This window comes from Chlorogloeopsis sp. ULAP02, from assembly GCF_038404745.2.
In the GTDB taxonomy this organism is placed as follows: Bacteria; Cyanobacteriota; Cyanobacteriia; order Cyanobacteriales; family Nostocaceae; genus Chlorogloeopsis.
Genome location: NZ_JAYKTT020000001.1, coordinates 145,324 through 163,797, shown reverse-complemented (window position 1 = coordinate 163,797; position 18,474 = coordinate 145,324). Strand labels below are relative to the sequence as shown.

Sequence of the window (18,474 nt, the reverse complement as noted above, 5' to 3'; positions counted from 1 at the left end):
TAAAGGTCAATATTATTCCCGCAGCATTATTGCACTGATGCAAGACTTCTTTGCTGATATGTGGGGAAACAATAATAAGGACACGAAATTTCATCACGCAGAACTACGACGGCTGCTCAAAGAGACGGGGTTTGTTCCTGGTGCTTGAACCCAAAACAGACATTAGTGAGAAAATGTGTGTAATTAATTCTGTCTGAGTATTACTTGGCTGTGACAATTATTAATCGGAGATTTTGTATAAAAGTTTCTTAATTGAAAGTTTGTGAGAGTATTTTTACCATCTCCAATCAGCTAAAAATAACCTATATCTTCGTAAATTTACTCATCACTCACAATTTTTGATGGAATTGCCAAGGGCAGGGTGAACCAAAAACTTACCCCTTGCTTGCGGCTGCTATTGACGCCAATTTCACCACCATGAGCTTTAATAATTTGCTTGCAAAGATACATTCTTAAGCCAATGTCTGTAGAACAACGGGCTTGCGGCTCGCGTACATATAAGTCGAATAGGCGATCGCACTCTAACTTATTCAGGGGAGTACCGTTGTCTTGAATAGTACAGCGAATCATTTCTGCTTCCACTTTCACAGAGAGTTTTAATTTGACTCCTGGCGGATTTTTTTGCAAGCTGTGGGTAAACAAATTCACAAATACTTTCTGCAACTGTAATGGATCGGCAAACACTAATGGTAAATCTTGAGGAAGCAATTTATGGCAATAGGCTTGATTCTGCTTTAGCATTGGCTCTAAATCTTTGAGAATCACCTCTGTTAGTTTGTTAAATTTGACTGCTTCTCGATGCAGGATAATTCCCTGTGATTCACTAGAATGAATTTCCAGCAACAAGTCAATCATCCGTAGTTGGCGATCGTTACCCTCAATCATCCGCTCAATAATAGAACTAGGAACGGGAATAGAAGAAGACACGGGGACACGGGGAGATGGGGACAAGGAGAATCTATCAGCACGTTCTTGCCCCTTGTCCATAATCCCTAGTCCCTGATTAAGCAGATTTTGTAGCACCATCAAATTACCCATCACAGAAGTTCGCAAATCATGGGAGACTGTGTGCAATACCACATCTTTAACTCGATGAATTTCTTGTAGCTCTCGCATTTTTTGCCGTAATTGGGCAGTACGCTCTTCTACTTGACGTTCTAAATTTGTGTTGAGTTGTTCTAATTGTTGGTAAAGTTGTGCTTGTTGAATTGCAATGCCCAGTTGTTCTGACATCTGCTGGAGCAAATCTATTTCCATTGGTTGCCAATAACGTGGTTTACCACAGGAGTTTGCAATTAATGCTCCAAAAAATTCCTTGCCAAGCATAATTGGTACAGCCAAGGTGGCTCTTGTTTGGAATTTTTGATATAGTGCCGTAAGTTTGGGAGACACTACAATTTGAGTAATATCTTCAACTACACGCACTTTATCGGTTTTTAATAGCGTTCTCAATTCTTGCAAAATAGCTTCATCGCTTTTTAAGTCTAGAACTGATGGGTATTTAGGATTTACTGATTCGGCAAGGATTTTAGGTTCAGCATACATATTATTAATAGCAAGAAATACTCTGTCTGCCTGTAAAAATTGCCGAACTTCGTTGACAGTAGTTTGTAAAATTTGATCGAGATTGAGCGAATGTCGAATTTGCACTAGTGTTTCTGCTAACAAGCGATCGCGTTGAGAAGATAGACGTAATAATTCTTCTGCATGTTTGCGTTCAGTAATATCATTGGTGACGCAAAGCATACAAGGTTCGCCACCAAGGGTGATAATCTCCGCAGAAAGTAGCACTACTCTTTGTTCACCTGATTTGGTATAAATTTCAGTTTCTAGATTGCGAATAAATCCTTGTTGTTGTAATAAACTTTGAATTCTGTCGCCATCCCCAGAATTTTTCCAGATATTTAACTCCTTAGGAGTACGACTAATTACTTCTTCTCGACAAAAACCTGTTATTGCCAAAAATGCGTCGTTAACATCAAAATAGTTTCCATCATCGAGTTTGAGAATAGTAATTGGGATCGGGCTAGAACGAAAGGCTTTGGAAAATTTTTCTTCAGATTCTCTCAAAGCAAGTTCTGCTTGTTTGCGCTCTGTGATGTCTTGACTAATAGTGAGCAGACAAGGTGTTCCGTCTAAATCAATGATTTCGGCAGAAAGTTGTACTAAAATAAGCTCGCTAGATTTTTTACGAAATGTAAATTCTTGGTTGCGAATAGCTCCTTTTAGTTGTAGTTCTTGTAATAGCTTTGTGCGATCGCTTTCATGTACCCAAATATTTAACTCAAAAGCAGTACGACCGAGTGCTTCCAAGCGATCATAACCGCTAAGTTGTACAAAACTATCATTGACTTCTACGTAACGTCCTTCTTGTAGAGTGCTGATTGTAATTGGATTAGGGCTACAACGAAAAGCTTTAGCAAACTTTTGGGCGAGACTTTGCAATTTCACTTCTGCTTGTTTGCGTTCAGTGATATCTCGGACAATTGCCAGTACTTCGTCTTTACCGCTTTTGACTAGGCGCGCCTCATAATCTCGAATTCCTGAAGGCGTTGACAGTTTGTATTCGCAAGTTTGTAAACTCTCACTATCCAAAGTTTTAGCGATCGCCTCTTGGCAAATTAAAGTCACGTGCGGGGGTAATAAATCCTGCATACGTTTGCCAAGTATTTCTGCTTTAGGAATAGTTACATTTGCACCCTGATCTTTACAATCTAGATACTCTCCATTACGGCTAATGCGAAACATCAGATCGGGAATAGCATCCAAAATTGCTTTATAGCGTGCCTCGCTCTCTCGCAATTTTTCCTCTGTCAGCTTCCGATCTGTAATATCCATGAGTAACCCATCCCAAATAATATCGCCGTTAGGTTGCTTTTCTGGACGAGAAGCACCTTGAATCCATTTGAGTTTGCCGCTAGGAGTCACGATCCGACCTTCCCAGCACCAAGGTTCCCCTGTAATATAAGAGCTACTAACCGATTCTGCAAAAGCTTTTACATCTTCTGGATGAAGAAGTTTGTACAAAACCTGAAAATTTTTCTGCACTACTTCTGGTTCTATTTCGTACAACTCTCGACAGCCTGAACTGATGTAAACCACTCTTTGAAAACCATCCTGCTGCTGTAAAAATTGAAAAATTATCCCCGGTATATTAGCAGCAATTTTTTCTAGTGGCGGCAATGCTCTTGGCTGAAAATCCAATATATGCAGCGCTTTCACAGTTTCATCCACTTTTTGACTCTATATATTAAGCAACTGATGGATTGGGACAAGTTGTATATGGGTATTGTGGCAGGTTTTAAAGTTTTTAGATTACTGCCAGCAGAATTAAAAGTGTCCCTATTTTTAGGGTAGATGCTGCTAGGTGCGATCGCATTCACCCAAATGGGTGAGCTATGTGCATGAGAACCATATCAGCTATCACTGGTTATATAACTAGATCGCCATAAAAATTAGCTATTTTTCTGTTGTAATTCGTAACAATAACCTGTATCCAAGTAAAGGACATATCAAGTGAGAGTGTAAATTAAAATTAGAGATAACTTTGGTGGCAGGGAACTATACCCTCTTAATACTATATGCTTTTAGAATTACAACAAATTATTGTCAAACCAGGGCAACAAATGTTGCTTAAAGATATTAGTTGGCAGCAGTTAGAAAATATTTTAGGGGAATTGGGGGAAAATCGTGCTGCACGTCTTTCTTATAGTAATGGCTGGCTAGAAATTATGGTTCCCTGGCCTGAACATGAAAAAGATAAAGAGTTTATTGGGGATTTAGTAAAAATTATTTTAGAAGAATTACAAATTGATTTTGAGCCTTTAGGTTCAACAACCTTTAAAAATAAGTATATGAATCAAGCAGTCGAACCAGATGCTTGTTTTTACATTCAGAATTATGCTGTTGTAATTGGTAAAAATCGTATAGATTTGACTATAGATCCTCCATCAGATTTAGCGATAGAAATTGATATTACTTCCCGCACTAGATTTGATAACTATCAAATTTTAGGAGTACCTGAACTTTGGCGATATACACAGCAGGGATTACAAATTAACTTGCTAGAGCAGGGTAAATATATAGAAACTAATTTCAGCTCCAACTTTCCCGATATCCCGATTATTGAACTGATTAATCAATATGTAAAACAAAGTCTAAGTGTTGGTAGAAGTCAGGCAATCCGAGCTTTTAAAAGTTGGCTCCAGCAATATTTGCACTAGTCACTAAAAGACCATTTATTAAGTAAATCTTATCTTTAGTAAGGTGCGTTACGCTTCGCTATAACGCACCGCTGATCGGGAGTATTACTAATAAGTTTGAATAGTCAGCGAGTAACTTCCCTAGCAAAGCTTCTGATTCATAAAGCTCTTGTTTCATGGCAACTAGCCTATTTTCATCTTAAATCAGGTAAACACCGCTACTTATACAGATGATTATTTTGCCTATCTAAATTAAGTTTACGTAGCTAAAGGTATTTTTTTGCACAGTAGTTATACTACTATAAAAAACTTTTGGTGAGTTTATGTAAGTTAACAAAAATTTCTCTAAGTGTTTATACGTAAAAAAGTCCTATTAAAAGCTTTTTAGCTTTTAATAGTGTTTTAAATTTGACTTAAATTACCAATACTAATATATTCATTGTTAGGAAGAAACGATAAAGTTTTTTTCTCTATTTGTAAAAAATCTAGTTAATAAGCGGTCTATAACCGCCATGAATATTCTCTTAGTTAAAGATAAAACACTGAACGTGGAATTACTGAGCAATGTGCTAACTAAACTATTATGTTCTGTTGATGTTGCTATCAATTACGAAGAGTTTGAGAATTTAGCAGGATCTTTTGTCTATAACTTAAGATGGCTGAATTTATCCTTATTCTTGAACTTAAAAAAATTGCTGGTTCTCGTCTGTGCTTGTTTGTGCTGTGATGACGTTGCTTTATCACTCCACCGCATCGAAGCACATAAGATTGACGCTCGCGATCAACCAGCACAAATCTTTTTAGAGTGTGAGAGGGGTAGTGGAAGAATAAGATCTGTTGTCAGTGGTGGTTAGCAGGAGCAACCAACCACTAATCAACTACAAATAACCAAAAAAAATTACATTACTATTCACCCTAGACTACACATTTTCCCTGAAAAACTCGCGTGGCAGGCCCAGTCATGTAAATATGTTGATCGATTTCTGACCATTCAATTTGTAGACAGCCTCCAGGGAGCTCTACTGTAGCAGTGCGATCGCATTTGTCTGTTAACACTCCAGCAACTAATGATGCACATGCACCAGTACCGCAAGCGAGAGTAATTCCAGCACCGCGCTCCCAGACTCGCATTTTCAAGTAGTCTCGGCGTATTACTTGAATAAACTCAATATTTGTGCGCTGAGGAAAAACAGGGTGATGCTCAAATTGGGAACCAATAGTTTCCAAAGGAATCGCTGCTATATCTTCCACAAAAGTAATGCAGTGGGGGTTTCCCATACTTACACAAGTAACTTCCCAAGCTTTCCCTGCTACCTCTAGTGGCTGATTAATTACTTTTTCACCAGTGGAACACAAAGTTGTGGGAATTTCACTAGCAAGTAGCTTGGGTATACCCATATCTACCTTGACTTGATCATTGCTCATCAGTTGAGGGACGATCACACCAGCGAGGGTGTGGATGCGATATTGATCGCTTGTTCGTGAATTCCCCTCTAACTCAGCCAAAAAAGCAGCTAGGCAGCGAATGCCATTGCCACACATTTCTGGTTCCGAACCATCGGAATTAAAAATCCGCATGGTATAGTCGGTGCCATTTTCTCCAGGGAGGGCAAAAATAATACCATCAGCACCGATGCCAAAGTGGCGATCGCATAACTTCTGTGCTTGCTCTGGAGTTAGTAAGGGAGTAGATGACGAACGATTGTTAATCAAGATGAAATCATTACCCAAACCGTGATACTTAGTAAATTCGATTGCCATTTCCAAAATTGATGAACTATATTTGTGTTTTCTCCTATCTCATTAGTCATGCGTTAGTGGCTAATGACTTCGTGAGTAATTACTAATGACTATGATTACGGAATTTGACACCTCACTGCCCAGTAATAGGCAATTACAAAACCTGATTAAACAAGCATTGCCTACTGAAATCAAACTGCTAACTAGCGAGATGTTAACTGGAAAAGTTATTTGGCAAGATCCCCAGAGCATCTGCCTTGTGGATGAACACAGCCAGCAGACTCTGATTTGGAAGCAAGCGATCGCTTACATAAAAATTACAAATAATCAATAACTAGCCCTTGCTGAGGTGCGTACACCAAGGCAGGGAACAGGGAACAGGTTACAGGGAACAGAACAATTAATTAACTTACTTCCCTTCTGCCTACCTTCGGAAGCCACTACCTTCGGAAGCCGTACCTTCGGAAGCCGCTCCGCGTCTACGTGTCTACCGTCTCCTGCCTTCTGCCTTCTTAAAAATTACTAATCCCACACACTATCCGTAGGTAAATATTCTTTCAGAGCATCCGCTTCAGAAGCTTTGACTACTGGGATAGATAGTGGTTGTTCAGTTTTTGGTGCAAGCAGCTGTTCTAGTTGATTGAGACTTGGCAAGCTACCGCACAATAGTAATTGATCGCGGACTTGCAAGCTCATTTTGCCATCTGGAAAGCGGATAAACTTGCCATCTCGTCGGATTGCCTGCACCTGTACACCTAATTGTTGAAAGATATCCAAATCTGCTAGGTGTTTCCCAAGCACAGGACAATCAGTATTGAGTGTCACCCACTGACAAGCGCTGTTGTCTGTGGGAACGGCTGCTCTACCCAGGGCAAATTCATTTAAAGCAGCCAGTTCCTCATCGGAACCAACTACTAACAAGCGATCGCCTTTTTCTAACTTAGTATTAGTACTGGGATAATCTATTTCTTCGCCATTCGTGCGGCGAATAGCCATCAAGCTCACTCCCGTTAAATAACGCATATCGGCTTCTTCTAAATTCATGCCAACTAAGGGTGAACCTTCTGGAAGAGGGTACCAACGGCTGTTCAAATCTTGAGTAGCTTGGCGCAGGTGACGAGAAACTTGAGACGCTGACTGTTCTGGTTGCAAATCGAGATAATGGCGATTGCGGATTTGTTGCATTTCCCTTTGCACTACAGTACTTGAGAATCCAACAACAGTTAAAATGTAGGTTGCCATTTCCAAACTGGCTTCAAACTCTGGTTGTACAACTTCCCGCGCTCCTAATTGGTAAAGTACTTCGATATTTTTATCGTTAATGGCACGAACAACTATATCTAGTTCGGGAGATAATTCTAAGGCACGTTTGAGGCTAAGACGAATACTCATTGGATCGGGAAGTGCGATCGCCATTCCTTTGGCTTGATTGACACCAGCAGTTTCTAGGACGTGAAAACTCACGCAATTTCCGTAAACATAAGGTACACCAGCTTCGCGTAACTGCTGAATTCTGCTTTCAGATTGGTCTATCACCACCACAGGTAGGTTATGCTGCTGTAACAACTTGACTAAGTTCTTACCTACTCGCCCATAGCCGCAGACTACCACATGATCTTTGATCGGTAATTCATCGGCAACTTCTAGCGGCTTACCTTCCCCACTTAAATAGGGCTTCAGCCAAGGCATTGATTCAGCCCAGTCAAATACGATTGGTACCAATCGCACTACAAAAGGGGTAAGTACTAATGTTACTGCTGTTGTTCCTAAAATCATTAAATATATTTGTCGAGAAACTAGTCCTAGTGCTTGCCCCTCACTAGCAAGCACAAAGGAAAATTCTCCGATTTGAGCCAACCCAAACCCGGCAATTAAAGCAGTTTTTAGAGGATAGCGGAATAACTTTACTAACGGCGTAATAATTAAAAATTTACCAATAAATACTAGTGCTACTAGCCCTAGAATCAATTCCAGATGATTCCACAAAAACAGTGGATCGATTAACATCCCAATCGAGGCAAAGAATAAACTGGCAAAGATGTCTCGCAGAGGTTCCACGTAAGTCAGAGTTTGATCGGCATACTCTACTTCCGAAATCATCAAACCTGCGACAAATGCCCCCATTTCAATCGACAGCCCTAAATACTCTGTCAGTAGGGCAATTCCCAAGCACAGCGCCACTACCCCTAATAAAAACAACTCTCGGCTTTCCGTGCGGGCTAGCAATCGCAATAAAGGTGGAATCAGCCACTTACCAGCAATCACTGCACCCGCAGCAAATAAACCAATTCGAGCTAAAGCTGTCAGAACTGCAATTCCAATTGCTTCTCCTGGTTGATGCAGAGCCGGCAAGACAGCAAGCATTAGCCCCAAGGCTAAATCCTGCACCACCAAAATACCTAGCATTACCTGTCCGTGCGGCGTTTCCGTTTCATTGCGCTCCATCAAACACTTGAGCACAACCGCCGTCGAAGACAAAGATAAAATCGCCCCTAAAAACACGCCCTTAGCTGGTAAAGCTCCCCAGGCTCCCGTTACCCCACATACTAAAACAGTAACTAGAATTGTTAAGGTAATCTGTAAACTACCGCCACCAAGAGCGATCGCCTGGACTTTTTTAAGTTCCGCAAAGGAGAACTCTACTCCTAGAGCAAATAATAGAAAGGCAACGCCAAACTGTGCTAGAGTCTCAACTTGAATTAATTCTTTAATGAGTCCCAATCCGGCAGGGCCAATCACAATACCACCGATTAGATACCCAAGTAAAACAGGTTGTTTTAAAAGTGCCGCTAGCAATCCTCCACAGGCTGCAACGGCGAGAACTGATACTAAATCAACTATGAGCCTAAAATCTTCTTGCACAAGTTTTTCAAAGAAATATTAAGACCTATTAACTTCAGCATACAGTTGATTGTAACAACGTATTTTTGAGAGTTATAGCCCCTATCTTTGTCAAATTACTCGCCAAGTGATAATTTGCTTAGTTTAAAAGTATTATTTTATACTTTTAACCGATATTCTTTTAGTAAATTAATACTATTCTGTCTATTAATACTTAATACCAAACTGCCATTACTAGTATTTTTTAAATCTGTAGAGACATACCGTAGCACGTCTCTACAAAAATCTAAACTTTAAAGAGAATCGTAAAGCTTTCGTACATTAGGGGTTGCTTGTTCGATCAGACGTTGATACAACTGGTTGGCTTCGCGATCGTTCTCACTGGATGAAGCTAGTTGACAAGCTCTGGTTAATGCAGCTTCCAAAGTTGCAGCCCATATAGCCATATTTTCTAGCGTTACTAGAACATCATCTGTACTCAAGCTACCTGAAGTACTCTTAATTCGTGTCATCCATGCTTTCAAATTACTGAGGTTGTTTTCAAATGAACTTTGAGATTCTGGCATTTAGACTTTACCTATTTATGTAACTCATGAGGAATTTTTGTCATATGCTTGCAGGTTGATTGCTAACGCTACGCTGCTGCTTAATCCAATTTTGCTCGCATACTACCATATAATTAAGCAGTATATTTATCTATAAAAAAATACTAGCTAGTATAAAAAGTTATCAGTTAGTCTATCTGACGATTGCAAGATAGCACACATATTGCTTTTTGCACATAATAATTCAATCACCTCTGTAATTTAATCTTTAGCAAGTCATTTTGACAATTTATGTATATTAAGATGAACCGAGAATCTTTAGAGTATCTTTCTTAACTTGAATATTTATGAGTATAAGAATATTACTGTTACTAGTTATTTATTGTGATTATTCACCAACCACTTATAAAATTTTGTACCTCAGCAATTTTTTAAATCCGCTGTAAATGGTAGTGGCGTGACAAGGCTAAATGATGTATTAAGTGTAGGCTGGCTGGGGAGCCAGTGCGGTGGTGGACAGCGCACCCTTGCGGGTTAAGCACGTTGTAGTAACTGGCGCACCTGGCGTTTAAGCGCAGCGCAACCCAACATGAATCGGGATGTTAGGTCGATTTTACGAGATCCAACCTACAAAATATAAATTAAATTAATGCACTAAATTAGCCGTGTCAATCTAGTAGGGTGCGTTAAAGCAGTGCTTAACGCACCGCATAGTTGTGGTAAGTTCGTTACTGCTATTTCTTATTCTCTTAAACTCTCAAATTCTTGCATAGCCGTAACACCCTACTTAAACTATTAGCATGAAATAAAACTAAATCATTATTTAGTTATTTATAAATATATAAAGCTTTGCAAAAATTTAATTTTTGAATCATCACAATGCAATTGGGGAACTAATATACAATGCTTTAGTCTGTTTTTGAGCAGTAAAATTTTGATTTGTTTAAGCTTGTTCCTAATATGACTACCAAAAATTGTGCTAGTAATTCTGGCAATAATTTACTAGATTCAGTTGTGTCAAATGTTCAAAGCAAACATCTTGCAAAGATTGTCATAGGCGGAATGCTTACCGCTTTTCCTGTTGCTTTAGCATTACCTGCGGATGCTTTACAAGTAAAGATAAACCCCTCTAATCCAAAGTTGGGAGATACGCTATCGGTTTTTATTAATGTAGATAATTCAGGATCTAGTTCTAATCTAAAGGTTAGAACTGGAAATAAAACTTATCCAGCTTTTGAAATTGCTCCCAATCAGTATAGAGCTTTTATTCCCACAACACCTTTAGAAAAGCCTGGAACTAGAAAAATTCAAGTGTCAGGAGATGGTAAAGTACAAAACTTATCGGTATTAGTACAGAATCGTAAATTCCCTGTACAACGTATTACTTTACCTCCAGGTAAAGCAGGAGTAAAAGCTACAGAGTATGAACTCAAACGTGTAGCGGAATTTAAAGCCCTACAAACACCAAAAAAGTATTGGAATGGGATGTTTGGTAAACCAAATGCAGGTAGAATTACGACAATCTATGGTGTACGTCGCTACTATAATGGTAAATTTGCAAATGATTACTACCATCGTGGCGTTGACTACGCTGGAGCAGCAGGTTCGCCTGTCGTTGCCCCGGCTGCTGGACGAGTTGCTTTGGTAGGAAAGGTATCACAAGGTTTCCGGGTTCATGGTAACGTTGTTGGCGTCGATCACGGTCAAGGAGTAACAAGTATTTTTATGCACTTGAGCCGCATTAATGTCAAAGAAGGTGATTTTGTTAAACCCGGTCAATTGATTGGCACTGTAGGTTCCACTGGTGCTTCTACAGGTCCTCATTTACACTGGGGGTTATATGTAAATGGTCAATCTGTTGATCCTGTACCTTGGCGATATCAAGAATTTAAGTAGTAAATTTTTGTTTATATTCTGCTCTAATTGGGCAGAATAAATTGGATCGGTACCGTCCCTACCTCGCTTGGGTGGCTTATAAAAGATGAGCGTTATGAGTATAGAAAAAATTGTAGAACAAGCTCTCCAGGATGGTTATCTTACACCAGCAATGGAAGCAGAAGTCGGGCGCATTTGTGATAACGCTAGTGAACTCTCCATCGAAGAGTACATGGCACTGGATCGGTTGATGGGAGCGCTATTAACTGGTGAGGTGGTGGCGGTACCACGTAAACAGTTTATTAACGTGATGGAAGAATTGGTGCTAACAGAGGTGATCGCTCGTGTAGCTGAGATTGAAGCTACTAGTGACAGTTCGCTGGATGTTGGAGATATTGCTGCTTACGCCCTCAACCGCCTACCGCCTTTGTATGCGACGACGGAAGAAGGTGCTAATTACCAGCGTCAACGCGCTCAAGCAGAACTTGAGGAATTGATTGCCCAGCAAGTAAGTAAAGCGATCGCTCGTTACCTAGATCGACCAAATTTCTTCCCAGAACGGCAGGCATTAGGTAAAAACACTGGTAACGAAATTCTGCGCCAAGTTAGCACTTTACTCCAAGTCTATGCACCTAATTTTGAGCAAAAATCACACTCTTAGGGTATAGAACAGGGTTGGGGGAATAGGGAACAGAGACTAGAAGAGGACACGGGGAAGAATTCTTCACCTCTTCCCCTCTGCTCCTGGTGCTTATTTCCTAGCTCCTAGCCCCTATTTTTAAGATAGAGGCTTTAGATTTCACTAACAGGATTACTGAATTCTAAAGTTTTGTATTCTGAATTTTTATTTTAACAATTAATAATCATTAGTAATCAGTATCTAATTCCGTACTTCTACTGGTGTTCCTAAACCTACCTGTTTGTATAATAAGCGAACATCAGGATTGCGCATACGTAAGCAGCCATGAGATACAGCAGAACCCACTAGCTCATCATCTGGAGTGCCGTGAAACCCAATTTGATTGCGTCCATCTGACCAAAAACCAATCCATCTATCTCCAAGGGGGCTATCAGCTCCTGCTGGAAATACCTTGCCCGTGATCGGATGTCGCCAGGCAGGATTGAGACGCTTTTGTGAAATCTCGAAAGTACCTGTAGGTGTTTCCCAGCCTTTTTTACCTATACCGGTTGGATAACTGGCGATCACCTGACCAAGACGGTAAACATAAACGCGACGATCACTTAAATCAACTACTACTTTTGTTTGGGGAGTAGAAGTAGAAGCAGGAAACAAGGGAGCCTTTGGAGTTGAAACTTTAGCTAGGAGAGACTTTATGGGGTGAGAGGCATTGGCTTTGCCTGTGTCATCCGGCATCAAGCTCCTTGGCATTTTAAAATCTGCCGCCCTGGCTGCACCACTTCCCTGAATCTCTGAACTAGTAGAAGGTGTCATGGAAGCAGAAATGTGCCAATGGACAGCAAGAGACAAAATTGCTGTGCCAAAACAGAGCAGCATTGCTATACGCGCTACAGATTCATTTCTTGCCATCACCATCGTTTATTTTCTCCAAACTCCCTGTGAACTGAGCAATCTGCTAACACTTTTACCTAAGATACTCTACCTTTCAGGAAAAAGGTGTGCGCGTTGTGTATTTACAGATAGCTGAACATTGAAAACTTTTTTGGATTACTTGGTGATCCGGTTACCAAAAATTTACAAACTTTTATCAGTTCCATCATCTATTTGTTTCTACTCGTGGGCAAACTAGGGCTATACAGATTTTTGCCAACCTCTAGATTTGAAAGATCCAGGTGAAATTAGTCTTCTCCTGGAACCCAACAGGTGCAGCATTCAATCATTAGTATGGTGTGGGCGGGAGAAAGACCATGTTGGAAAAATTATTACTAGCAATAACAATCACATTTTCCCTCAATTTGTTTTTACAAGTTCGCATACCTAATCAATCTGATAGTGGTGCTAATTATCAACATCGACAGGAGCCATCATCAACTATTTTGGTCAGGTTGCCGCAAAAACAACAGTGATTTTTGTGACAAAGCGATAAGGAGAGCAATTCTTACTGATCGCTTTGTCATTTAAGTCTAAGCTAAAAGTAAAGCACTTTTCTTAAAAAACTTCAAAATAGACTTGATTGTGAGTGGCATCATGGCTGGAAAACTATAAGTTTTTAACTTTGGGTTACTGGTAACTACACTCTGTCATCTACATCATCATTGCATTTTAGCCAAGAGTATTTAGTCAGTTACTATTAGTGGCACAAGTATAAGTAACGTTACTGTCTACTCTAAAGATGTATCTTGAAAAGTATACAGTGTTCCAGTCATAAATCCGTCACTTACACAAGGAACCTGCCTCAGTTAAGTATGTCTAATAGATAGGGATGATTTAAAGTCAGTACGATCTATGAGTCAGTCGATTACTGTATCCTGGTCAACGGTTGATGCAACAGTTCCAGAAGCATTAGTGCAAGTTGACAAACTTTCTAACCACGACCTGATTTTGCGCTGTCAAGCAGGATTGCGTCCCGATCGTGCTGCTTTCGCAGAATTGTTGCGCCGCTATCAATCCCAAGTAGATAGGGTTTTATACCATCTTGCTCCTGATTGGGCTGATAGAGCCGATTTGGCTCAAGAAGTGTGGATTCGAGTGTATAGAAATATTAACCGATTGCAAGAACCCTCCAAATTTCGGGGCTGGTTAAGTCGCATTGCTACCAACTTGTTTTACGACGAGTTGCGCAAACGCAAGCGAGTTGTCAGTCCCTTATCCCTAGATGCTCCCCGTTCTGTGGATGATGGCGAAATGGATTGGGAAATTGCTGGAGACACTCCTGGCCCAGAGGAAGAGTTGACGACTAGAGAGTTTTACGAACAATTGCGAGAAGCGATCGCTGATTTGCCAGAAGTATTTCGCACAACCATTGTTCTAAGAGAAATTGAGGGTATGGCATATGAAGAAATAGCCGAAATCACAGGAGTTTCTTTGGGGACTGTAAAATCGAGAATAGCTAGAGCCAGAGCCAGATTGCAAACTCAATTGCAAAACTATTTAGATACCTAAAGTTTAATGTATGCATCTTCAGGTTTATGGCAAAATTTTATATTTGATTAAGATTTTTAAAGAAAATGCAGAGAACCTTGGCCAGCAGGAGAAAGAATGATTAATTTCATTAAGTTTGTTCACTCTGTCTACCCGTGCGTGAATTGGTAATAATGTTAAGATGACTACTGATTATCACTTTAACGACCATTCTTGTTTGCAATTCAATGATTTGCCAGACAAGAAGGAAAAGCATACCAATGATTTAGCGGGTGCTATGGATATGGTGAAGCGCGATCGCTTCGAGTTATTGAGTGCTTATCTCGATGGAGAGGTAACAGCTGCAGAACGTAAGCAAGTAGAACAATTGCTGGCAAATGATGCAGATGTTCAACGCTTGTATGACAGACTCTTAAAGCTGCGTCAAGGGTTGCGGACTATGCCACTACCGCAGTCTCAGCAGCCTTTAGAGAAAACAGTTCAGCAAGTGATGGGTCGTTTGCACCGCCGGGAGCGGAGAGCCTGGGTGTTAGGAGGTACTGCCATAGCTGCTACTATCATCGGTGCTATATCTGGCTTAGTACCGGGTAGTAAACTGACTGCACCACAATTGGCTATCAAACCATCAGTAGAACAAACACAACCAAATCCTGAGCCTATTGCTGTTGCACCATTAATGCTGGCTATAAACAACCCGATTATGGCTATTCCCAAGGCAGCAGAAACTTCTCCGGCAGATCCAGTCAATCAACAAAAGCAACTTAAATTAGGGGATCTGGAAAACGATTACAATTGAGTATGCAAACGGTAAGGAGTTAAAAATTTTTAATCAAGAGTGATGAAATCTATAGCATTTCATAATTCTTAATAGTTTGAAAAAATTTATGTAGAGACGCTGACATTAAACAGCGTCTCTATTTGCGATTTTCACTCCACCAGCCATCAGGTAGAAAGGTTCCTCCTAGTTTGTAAACCAGATTTGATGTCATCAAGTATACCCAAGCCCAACCAAGCGATCGCCCTTGCAGATCGTAGACTTTTGTTTGCTGGCGAATATATAAACTCTCGGAAGTAGATCTGGCAGGATAGTAATCTTCGAGTTCGTCTAATTCAACTAACACATCAAAAGAAGAAAATTCCAGTAAATATCCGTACACAGGGGTATTGCCTAGCGTCATTGCTGGATAGCCTGCTGGTAAAGCAAATAATTGACCTAATGCAAAAGCTTCAGTAGCATTAAGAACTTTACCATCACAGTAGCTTTTATAGTTTGCTTCACCTGGCTTAAGGGTGCCGTAGACAAATACCCGTAACAATCCAGAAAAGTTTTTTTTGAATTCAGTCATTGCCTTTTTTATCCAACTTAATTTCTTTGCTTACCATCTAAAATATGGAGGCAGAGAAGATTACAGATCCAGTAGGAGAATTTTTGGTGGATTCCCGATATAACCCAGCATCGATTGAGGAAAAATGGCAAACAACATGGGCTGAACTTGGCTTAGATCACACTCCCACAGATACAAATCAGCCCAAATATTATGCCCTGTCCATGTTTCCCTATCCATCGGGCAGCCTACATATGGGGCACGTCCGTAATTACACAATTACCGATGTGATTGCCCGTCTCAAGCGCATGCAAGGGTATCGGGTATTGCATCCGATGGGTTGGGATGCCTTTGGCTTGCCTGCAGAAAACGCTGCTATTGATCGGGGTGTGCCGCCAGCAAAATGGACATATCAAAATATTGAGCAGATGCGGCAGCAATTGAAGCGCCTTGGTTTATCTATCGATTGGAACTGTGAAGTTGCTACTTGTTCGCCAGATTATTACAAATGGACGCAGTGGATTTTCTTGCAGTTTTACCAAGCGGGTTTAGCCTATCAAAAGGAAGCAGCAGTCAACTGGGATCCTATTGATCAAACTGTATTGGCAAACGAACAAGTTGATAGTGAAGGACGTTCTTGGCGAAGCGGTGCCAAAGTCGAACGGAAATTATTGCGGCAGTGGTTTTTGAAGATTACCGACTATGCCGAAGAATTATTGAATGACTTGGACAAGTTGCCAGGCTGGCCAGAACCTGTCAAATTAATGCAAGCTAACTGGATTGGCAAATCCACAGGCGCTTACTTGGAATTTCCCATAGTTGGCAGTTCGGAAAAAATCGGCGTTTATACAACACGTCCAGATACAGTTTACGGCGTTAGTTATGTCGTTTTGGCACCAGAACATCCCTTGACAAAGCTGGTGACAACACCCGAACAGCAAGCAGCAGTAGAAGCATTTGTGGAAGAAGTTACTAACGAAAGCGAGTTGGAACGCACTGCCGAAGATAAGCCTAAGCGGGGTATTCCTACGGGTGGTAAGGCAATTAACCCATTTACAGGTGAAGAAATTCCAATCTGGATTGCTGACTACGTACTGTATGAGTACGGCACTGGTGCAGTTATGGGTGTACCTGCCCACGATGCACGAGATTTCAAGTTTGCCAAAGAACAGAATTTGCCGATTAAGGTAGTAATTGTGCCTGAAGGCGGCGATGCAGATGCATCTTTGACAGAAGCATATACCGAACCAGGAATTATGGTGAATTCTAGCCAGTTTGACGGTATGAATTCTACTGAAGGCAAAAAAGCAATAGTGCAATATGCCGAAAAACAAGGCTTTGGCAAAGAGCGAGTACAGTATCGCTTAAGAGACTGGTTGATTTCACGGCAACGTTACTGGGGTGCACCCATCCCCATTATTCACTGTCCTAACTGTGGTGCAGTGCCAGTTCCAGATCAAGACTTGCCTGTGAGGTTGCCAGAAGATGTGGAATTTACCGGACGTGGCGGCTCACCTTTGGCTAGATTAGAAGATTGGGTGAATGTACCTTGCCCTACTTGTGGCACACCAGCCCAGCGGGAAACTGACACGATGGATACGTTTATTGATTCCTCGTGGTATTTCTTGCGCTTTACTGATGCTAAGAATGAACAGCAGATTTTTGATTCTGCCAAAGTCAATGACTGGATGTCGGTGGATCAGTATGTAGGTGGGATTGAACACGCGATTTTGCACTTGTTGTATTCGCGTTTCTTTACTAAAGTATTGCGAGACAGAGGTTTGTTGAAATTTGATGAACCTTTCCAGCGCCTGTTGACTCAAGGCATGGTGCAAGGTTTAACTTACTTCAATCCCAATAAATCTGGTAAAGATAAATGGGTTCCTTCTCATTTAGTCGATCCTACCAATCCCCGTGATCCCCAGACTGGTGAACCACTAGAACGAATTTACGCTACCATGTCCAAGTCTAAGGGTAATGGTGTGGCACCGGAAGACGTAATTGCCAAATATGGTGTAGACACAGCCCGGATGTTTATTCTGTTTAAAGCACCACCAGAAAAAGACTTGGAATGGGATGAAGCTGATGTAGAAGGGCAATTTCGCTTTTTGAATCGAGTTTGGCGCTTGGTAACTGAGTTCGTTGTCAATCAGTCATCTCAACAAACAGCCCAATTCCAAATCACGCCACTTGCACTCAACGAGGGAACCTCCGCAACGCAGTGGCTGCAAAATCCAAAATCCAAAATCGAAAAAGACTTGCGACGAGCAATTCACATTGCGATCAAAGAAGTCAGCGAAGACGTAGAGGGTGAATATCAATTCAATACCGCTATTTCTGAATTGATGAAATTAAGTAATGCCCTAAATGATGCCACTTGCAAAGATTCGTCAGTCTATGCAGAAGGGATTGGGACTTTAGTCGTTTTGCTGGCACCTTTTGCACCCCATATCGCCGATGAACTTTGGCATTTATTGGGCAATAATAACTCAGTTCACACTGCAACCTGGCCTAAATACGATCCAGCAGCATTAGTTGCCGATGAAATCACCTTAGTAATTCAAATTATGGGTAAGACTCGCGGTGCTATTCAAGTTCCCGCTCAAGCAAACAAAGTTGAGTTAGAGAAGTATGCCCGTGAATCTGATGTTGGTCAACGTTATATTGAAGGCAAGGAGGTTAAAAAGGTGATTGTAGTGCCTGGTAAGCTGATTAACTTTGTTTTGGGCTGAGTGATGTGTGTCATTTGTTATTTGTTCAGAATTAATTACAAATGACAGCTACCCAAAGAATCAAGTATAAATAAGTAATACGTAAATGCGCTTGAGAATTTTGCTAGCTCAAGCGCATTTAGTATAAATATGAACCAATTCACTTGTTTGATG

General features: G+C 40.8%; 15 protein-coding genes. 9 read left to right on the top strand and 6 right to left on the bottom strand.

Annotation, left to right across the window (positions count from 1 at the left end):
* Positions 1-318: 318 nt before the first annotated feature.
* On the bottom strand, positions 319-3,234 hold the full coding sequence (locus U2718_RS00685; RefSeq protein ID WP_341999306.1) for a PAS domain S-box protein: 2,916 nt from the start codon (positions 3,232-3,234) through the stop codon (positions 319-321).
* A 347-nt stretch (positions 3,235-3,581) separates the two neighbouring features.
* Between U2718_RS00685 and U2718_RS00680 the strand changes: the two genes are divergently transcribed.
* Together U2718_RS00680 and U2718_RS00675 are read left to right on the top strand one after the other, a co-directional pair.
* A complete protein-coding gene (locus tag U2718_RS00680; RefSeq protein WP_341999304.1) occupies positions 3,582-4,223 on the top strand; it encodes a Uma2 family endonuclease in 642 nt (213 codons plus the stop codon).
* A gap of 491 nt (positions 4,224-4,714) precedes the next feature.
* A complete protein-coding gene (locus U2718_RS00675; protein ID WP_341999302.1) occupies positions 4,715-5,056 on the top strand; it encodes a hypothetical protein in 342 nt (113 codons plus the stop codon).
* Positions 5,057-5,117: 61 nt separating this feature from the next.
* Here U2718_RS00675 and dapF read toward each other — a convergent pair whose 3' ends face one another.
* Positions 5,118-5,963, bottom strand: coding sequence for a diaminopimelate epimerase (dapF, locus tag U2718_RS00670; RefSeq protein WP_341999300.1), 846 nt, complete (start codon positions 5,961-5,963; stop codon positions 5,118-5,120).
* A gap of 91 nt (positions 5,964-6,054) precedes the next feature.
* On the opposite strand from dapF, the gene U2718_RS00665 reads away from it, so the two are divergent.
* Complete coding sequence (locus U2718_RS00665; RefSeq protein ID WP_341999827.1) at positions 6,055-6,276, top strand: Hfq-related RNA-binding protein; 222 nt, start codon at positions 6,055-6,057, stop codon at positions 6,274-6,276.
* A gap of 188 nt (positions 6,277-6,464) precedes the next feature.
* Here the strand turns inward: U2718_RS00665 and U2718_RS00660 are convergent, their stop codons facing one another.
* Together U2718_RS00660 and U2718_RS00655 are read right to left on the bottom strand one after the other, a co-directional pair.
* Positions 6,465-8,804, bottom strand: coding sequence for a cation:proton antiporter (locus U2718_RS00660; protein WP_341999298.1), 2,340 nt, complete (start codon positions 8,802-8,804; stop codon positions 6,465-6,467).
* A 272-nt stretch (positions 8,805-9,076) separates the two neighbouring features.
* Entirely contained in the window at positions 9,077-9,349 is a 273-nt protein-coding gene (locus U2718_RS00655; protein WP_341999296.1) for a hypothetical protein, read from the bottom strand.
* Positions 9,350-10,288: 939 nt separating this feature from the next.
* On the opposite strand from U2718_RS00655, the gene U2718_RS00650 reads away from it, so the two are divergent.
* A complete protein-coding gene (locus U2718_RS00650) occupies positions 10,289-11,224 on the top strand; it encodes a M23 family metallopeptidase (RefSeq protein ID WP_341999294.1) in 936 nt (311 codons plus the stop codon).
* 94 nt (positions 11,225-11,318) lie between these two features.
* A complete protein-coding gene (locus U2718_RS00645; protein ID WP_341999292.1) occupies positions 11,319-11,864 on the top strand; it encodes a late competence development ComFB family protein in 546 nt (181 codons plus the stop codon).
* Positions 11,865-12,083: 219 nt separating this feature from the next.
* Here the strand turns inward: U2718_RS00645 and U2718_RS00640 are convergent, their stop codons facing one another.
* On the bottom strand, positions 12,084-12,758 hold the full coding sequence (locus U2718_RS00640) for a L,D-transpeptidase (RefSeq protein ID WP_341999290.1): 675 nt from the start codon (positions 12,756-12,758) through the stop codon (positions 12,084-12,086).
* 332 nt (positions 12,759-13,090) lie between these two features.
* Between U2718_RS00640 and U2718_RS00635 the strand changes: the two genes are divergently transcribed.
* The 3 genes from U2718_RS00635 (at position 13,091) to U2718_RS00625 (ending at position 15,060) form a co-directional block, all read left to right on the top strand.
* A complete protein-coding gene (locus U2718_RS00635) occupies positions 13,091-13,249 on the top strand; it encodes a hypothetical protein (RefSeq protein ID WP_341999288.1) in 159 nt (52 codons plus the stop codon).
* Between the two features lie 379 nt (positions 13,250-13,628).
* The gene (locus tag U2718_RS00630) at positions 13,629-14,285 is read left to right on the top strand and encodes a sigma-70 family RNA polymerase sigma factor (protein ID WP_341999286.1); all 657 of its coding nucleotides are present in this window, start codon (positions 13,629-13,631) and stop codon (positions 14,283-14,285) included.
* A 160-nt stretch (positions 14,286-14,445) separates the two neighbouring features.
* Positions 14,446-15,060 (top strand): zf-HC2 domain-containing protein, encoded by a 615-nt coding sequence (locus U2718_RS00625; RefSeq protein WP_341999284.1) that lies wholly within the window; start codon positions 14,446-14,448, stop codon positions 15,058-15,060.
* A 118-nt stretch (positions 15,061-15,178) separates the two neighbouring features.
* Here U2718_RS00625 and U2718_RS00620 read toward each other — a convergent pair whose 3' ends face one another.
* Positions 15,179-15,610, bottom strand: a complete 432-nt coding sequence (locus U2718_RS00620; protein ID WP_341999283.1) for a gamma-glutamylcyclotransferase — start codon at positions 15,608-15,610, stop codon at positions 15,179-15,181.
* 44 nt (positions 15,611-15,654) lie between these two features.
* Here U2718_RS00620 and leuS point away from each other — a divergent pair, with 44 nt between their 5' ends.
* Complete coding sequence (leuS, locus tag U2718_RS00615; RefSeq protein ID WP_341999281.1) at positions 15,655-18,321, top strand: leucine--tRNA ligase; 2,667 nt, start codon at positions 15,655-15,657, stop codon at positions 18,319-18,321.
* Positions 18,322-18,474: the final 153 nt, after the last annotated feature.

Excerpts from the sequence above, each read along its gene's own strand:
- U2718_RS00625 (WP_341999284.1), top strand. The coding sequence starts at position 14,446 with ATGACTACTGATTATCACTTTAACGACCATTCTTGTTTGCAATTCAAT.
- U2718_RS00645 (WP_341999292.1), top strand. The coding sequence starts at position 11,319 with ATGAGTATAGAAAAAATTGTAGAACAAGCTCTCCAGGATGGTTATCTT.
- U2718_RS00675 (WP_341999302.1), top strand. The coding sequence starts at position 4,715 with ATGAATATTCTCTTAGTTAAAGATAAAACACTGAACGTGGAATTACTG.
- leuS (WP_341999281.1), top strand. The coding sequence starts at position 15,655 with ATGGAGGCAGAGAAGATTACAGATCCAGTAGGAGAATTTTTGGTGGAT.
- U2718_RS00635 (WP_341999288.1), top strand. The coding sequence starts at position 13,091 with ATGTTGGAAAAATTATTACTAGCAATAACAATCACATTTTCCCTCAAT.
- U2718_RS00630 (WP_341999286.1), top strand. The coding sequence starts at position 13,629 with ATGAGTCAGTCGATTACTGTATCCTGGTCAACGGTTGATGCAACAGTT.
- U2718_RS00620 (WP_341999283.1), bottom strand. The coding sequence starts at position 15,610 with ATGACTGAATTCAAAAAAAACTTTTCTGGATTGTTACGGGTATTTGTC.
- U2718_RS00640 (WP_341999290.1), bottom strand. The coding sequence starts at position 12,758 with ATGGTGATGGCAAGAAATGAATCTGTAGCGCGTATAGCAATGCTGCTC.
- U2718_RS00665 (WP_341999827.1), top strand. The coding sequence starts at position 6,055 with ATGATTACGGAATTTGACACCTCACTGCCCAGTAATAGGCAATTACAA.
- U2718_RS00650 (WP_341999294.1), top strand. The coding sequence starts at position 10,289 with ATGACTACCAAAAATTGTGCTAGTAATTCTGGCAATAATTTACTAGAT.
- U2718_RS00655 (WP_341999296.1), bottom strand. The coding sequence starts at position 9,349 with ATGCCAGAATCTCAAAGTTCATTTGAAAACAACCTCAGTAATTTGAAA.
- dapF (WP_341999300.1), bottom strand. The coding sequence starts at position 5,963 with ATGGCAATCGAATTTACTAAGTATCACGGTTTGGGTAATGATTTCATC.
- U2718_RS00680 (WP_341999304.1), top strand. The coding sequence starts at position 3,582 with ATGCTTTTAGAATTACAACAAATTATTGTCAAACCAGGGCAACAAATG.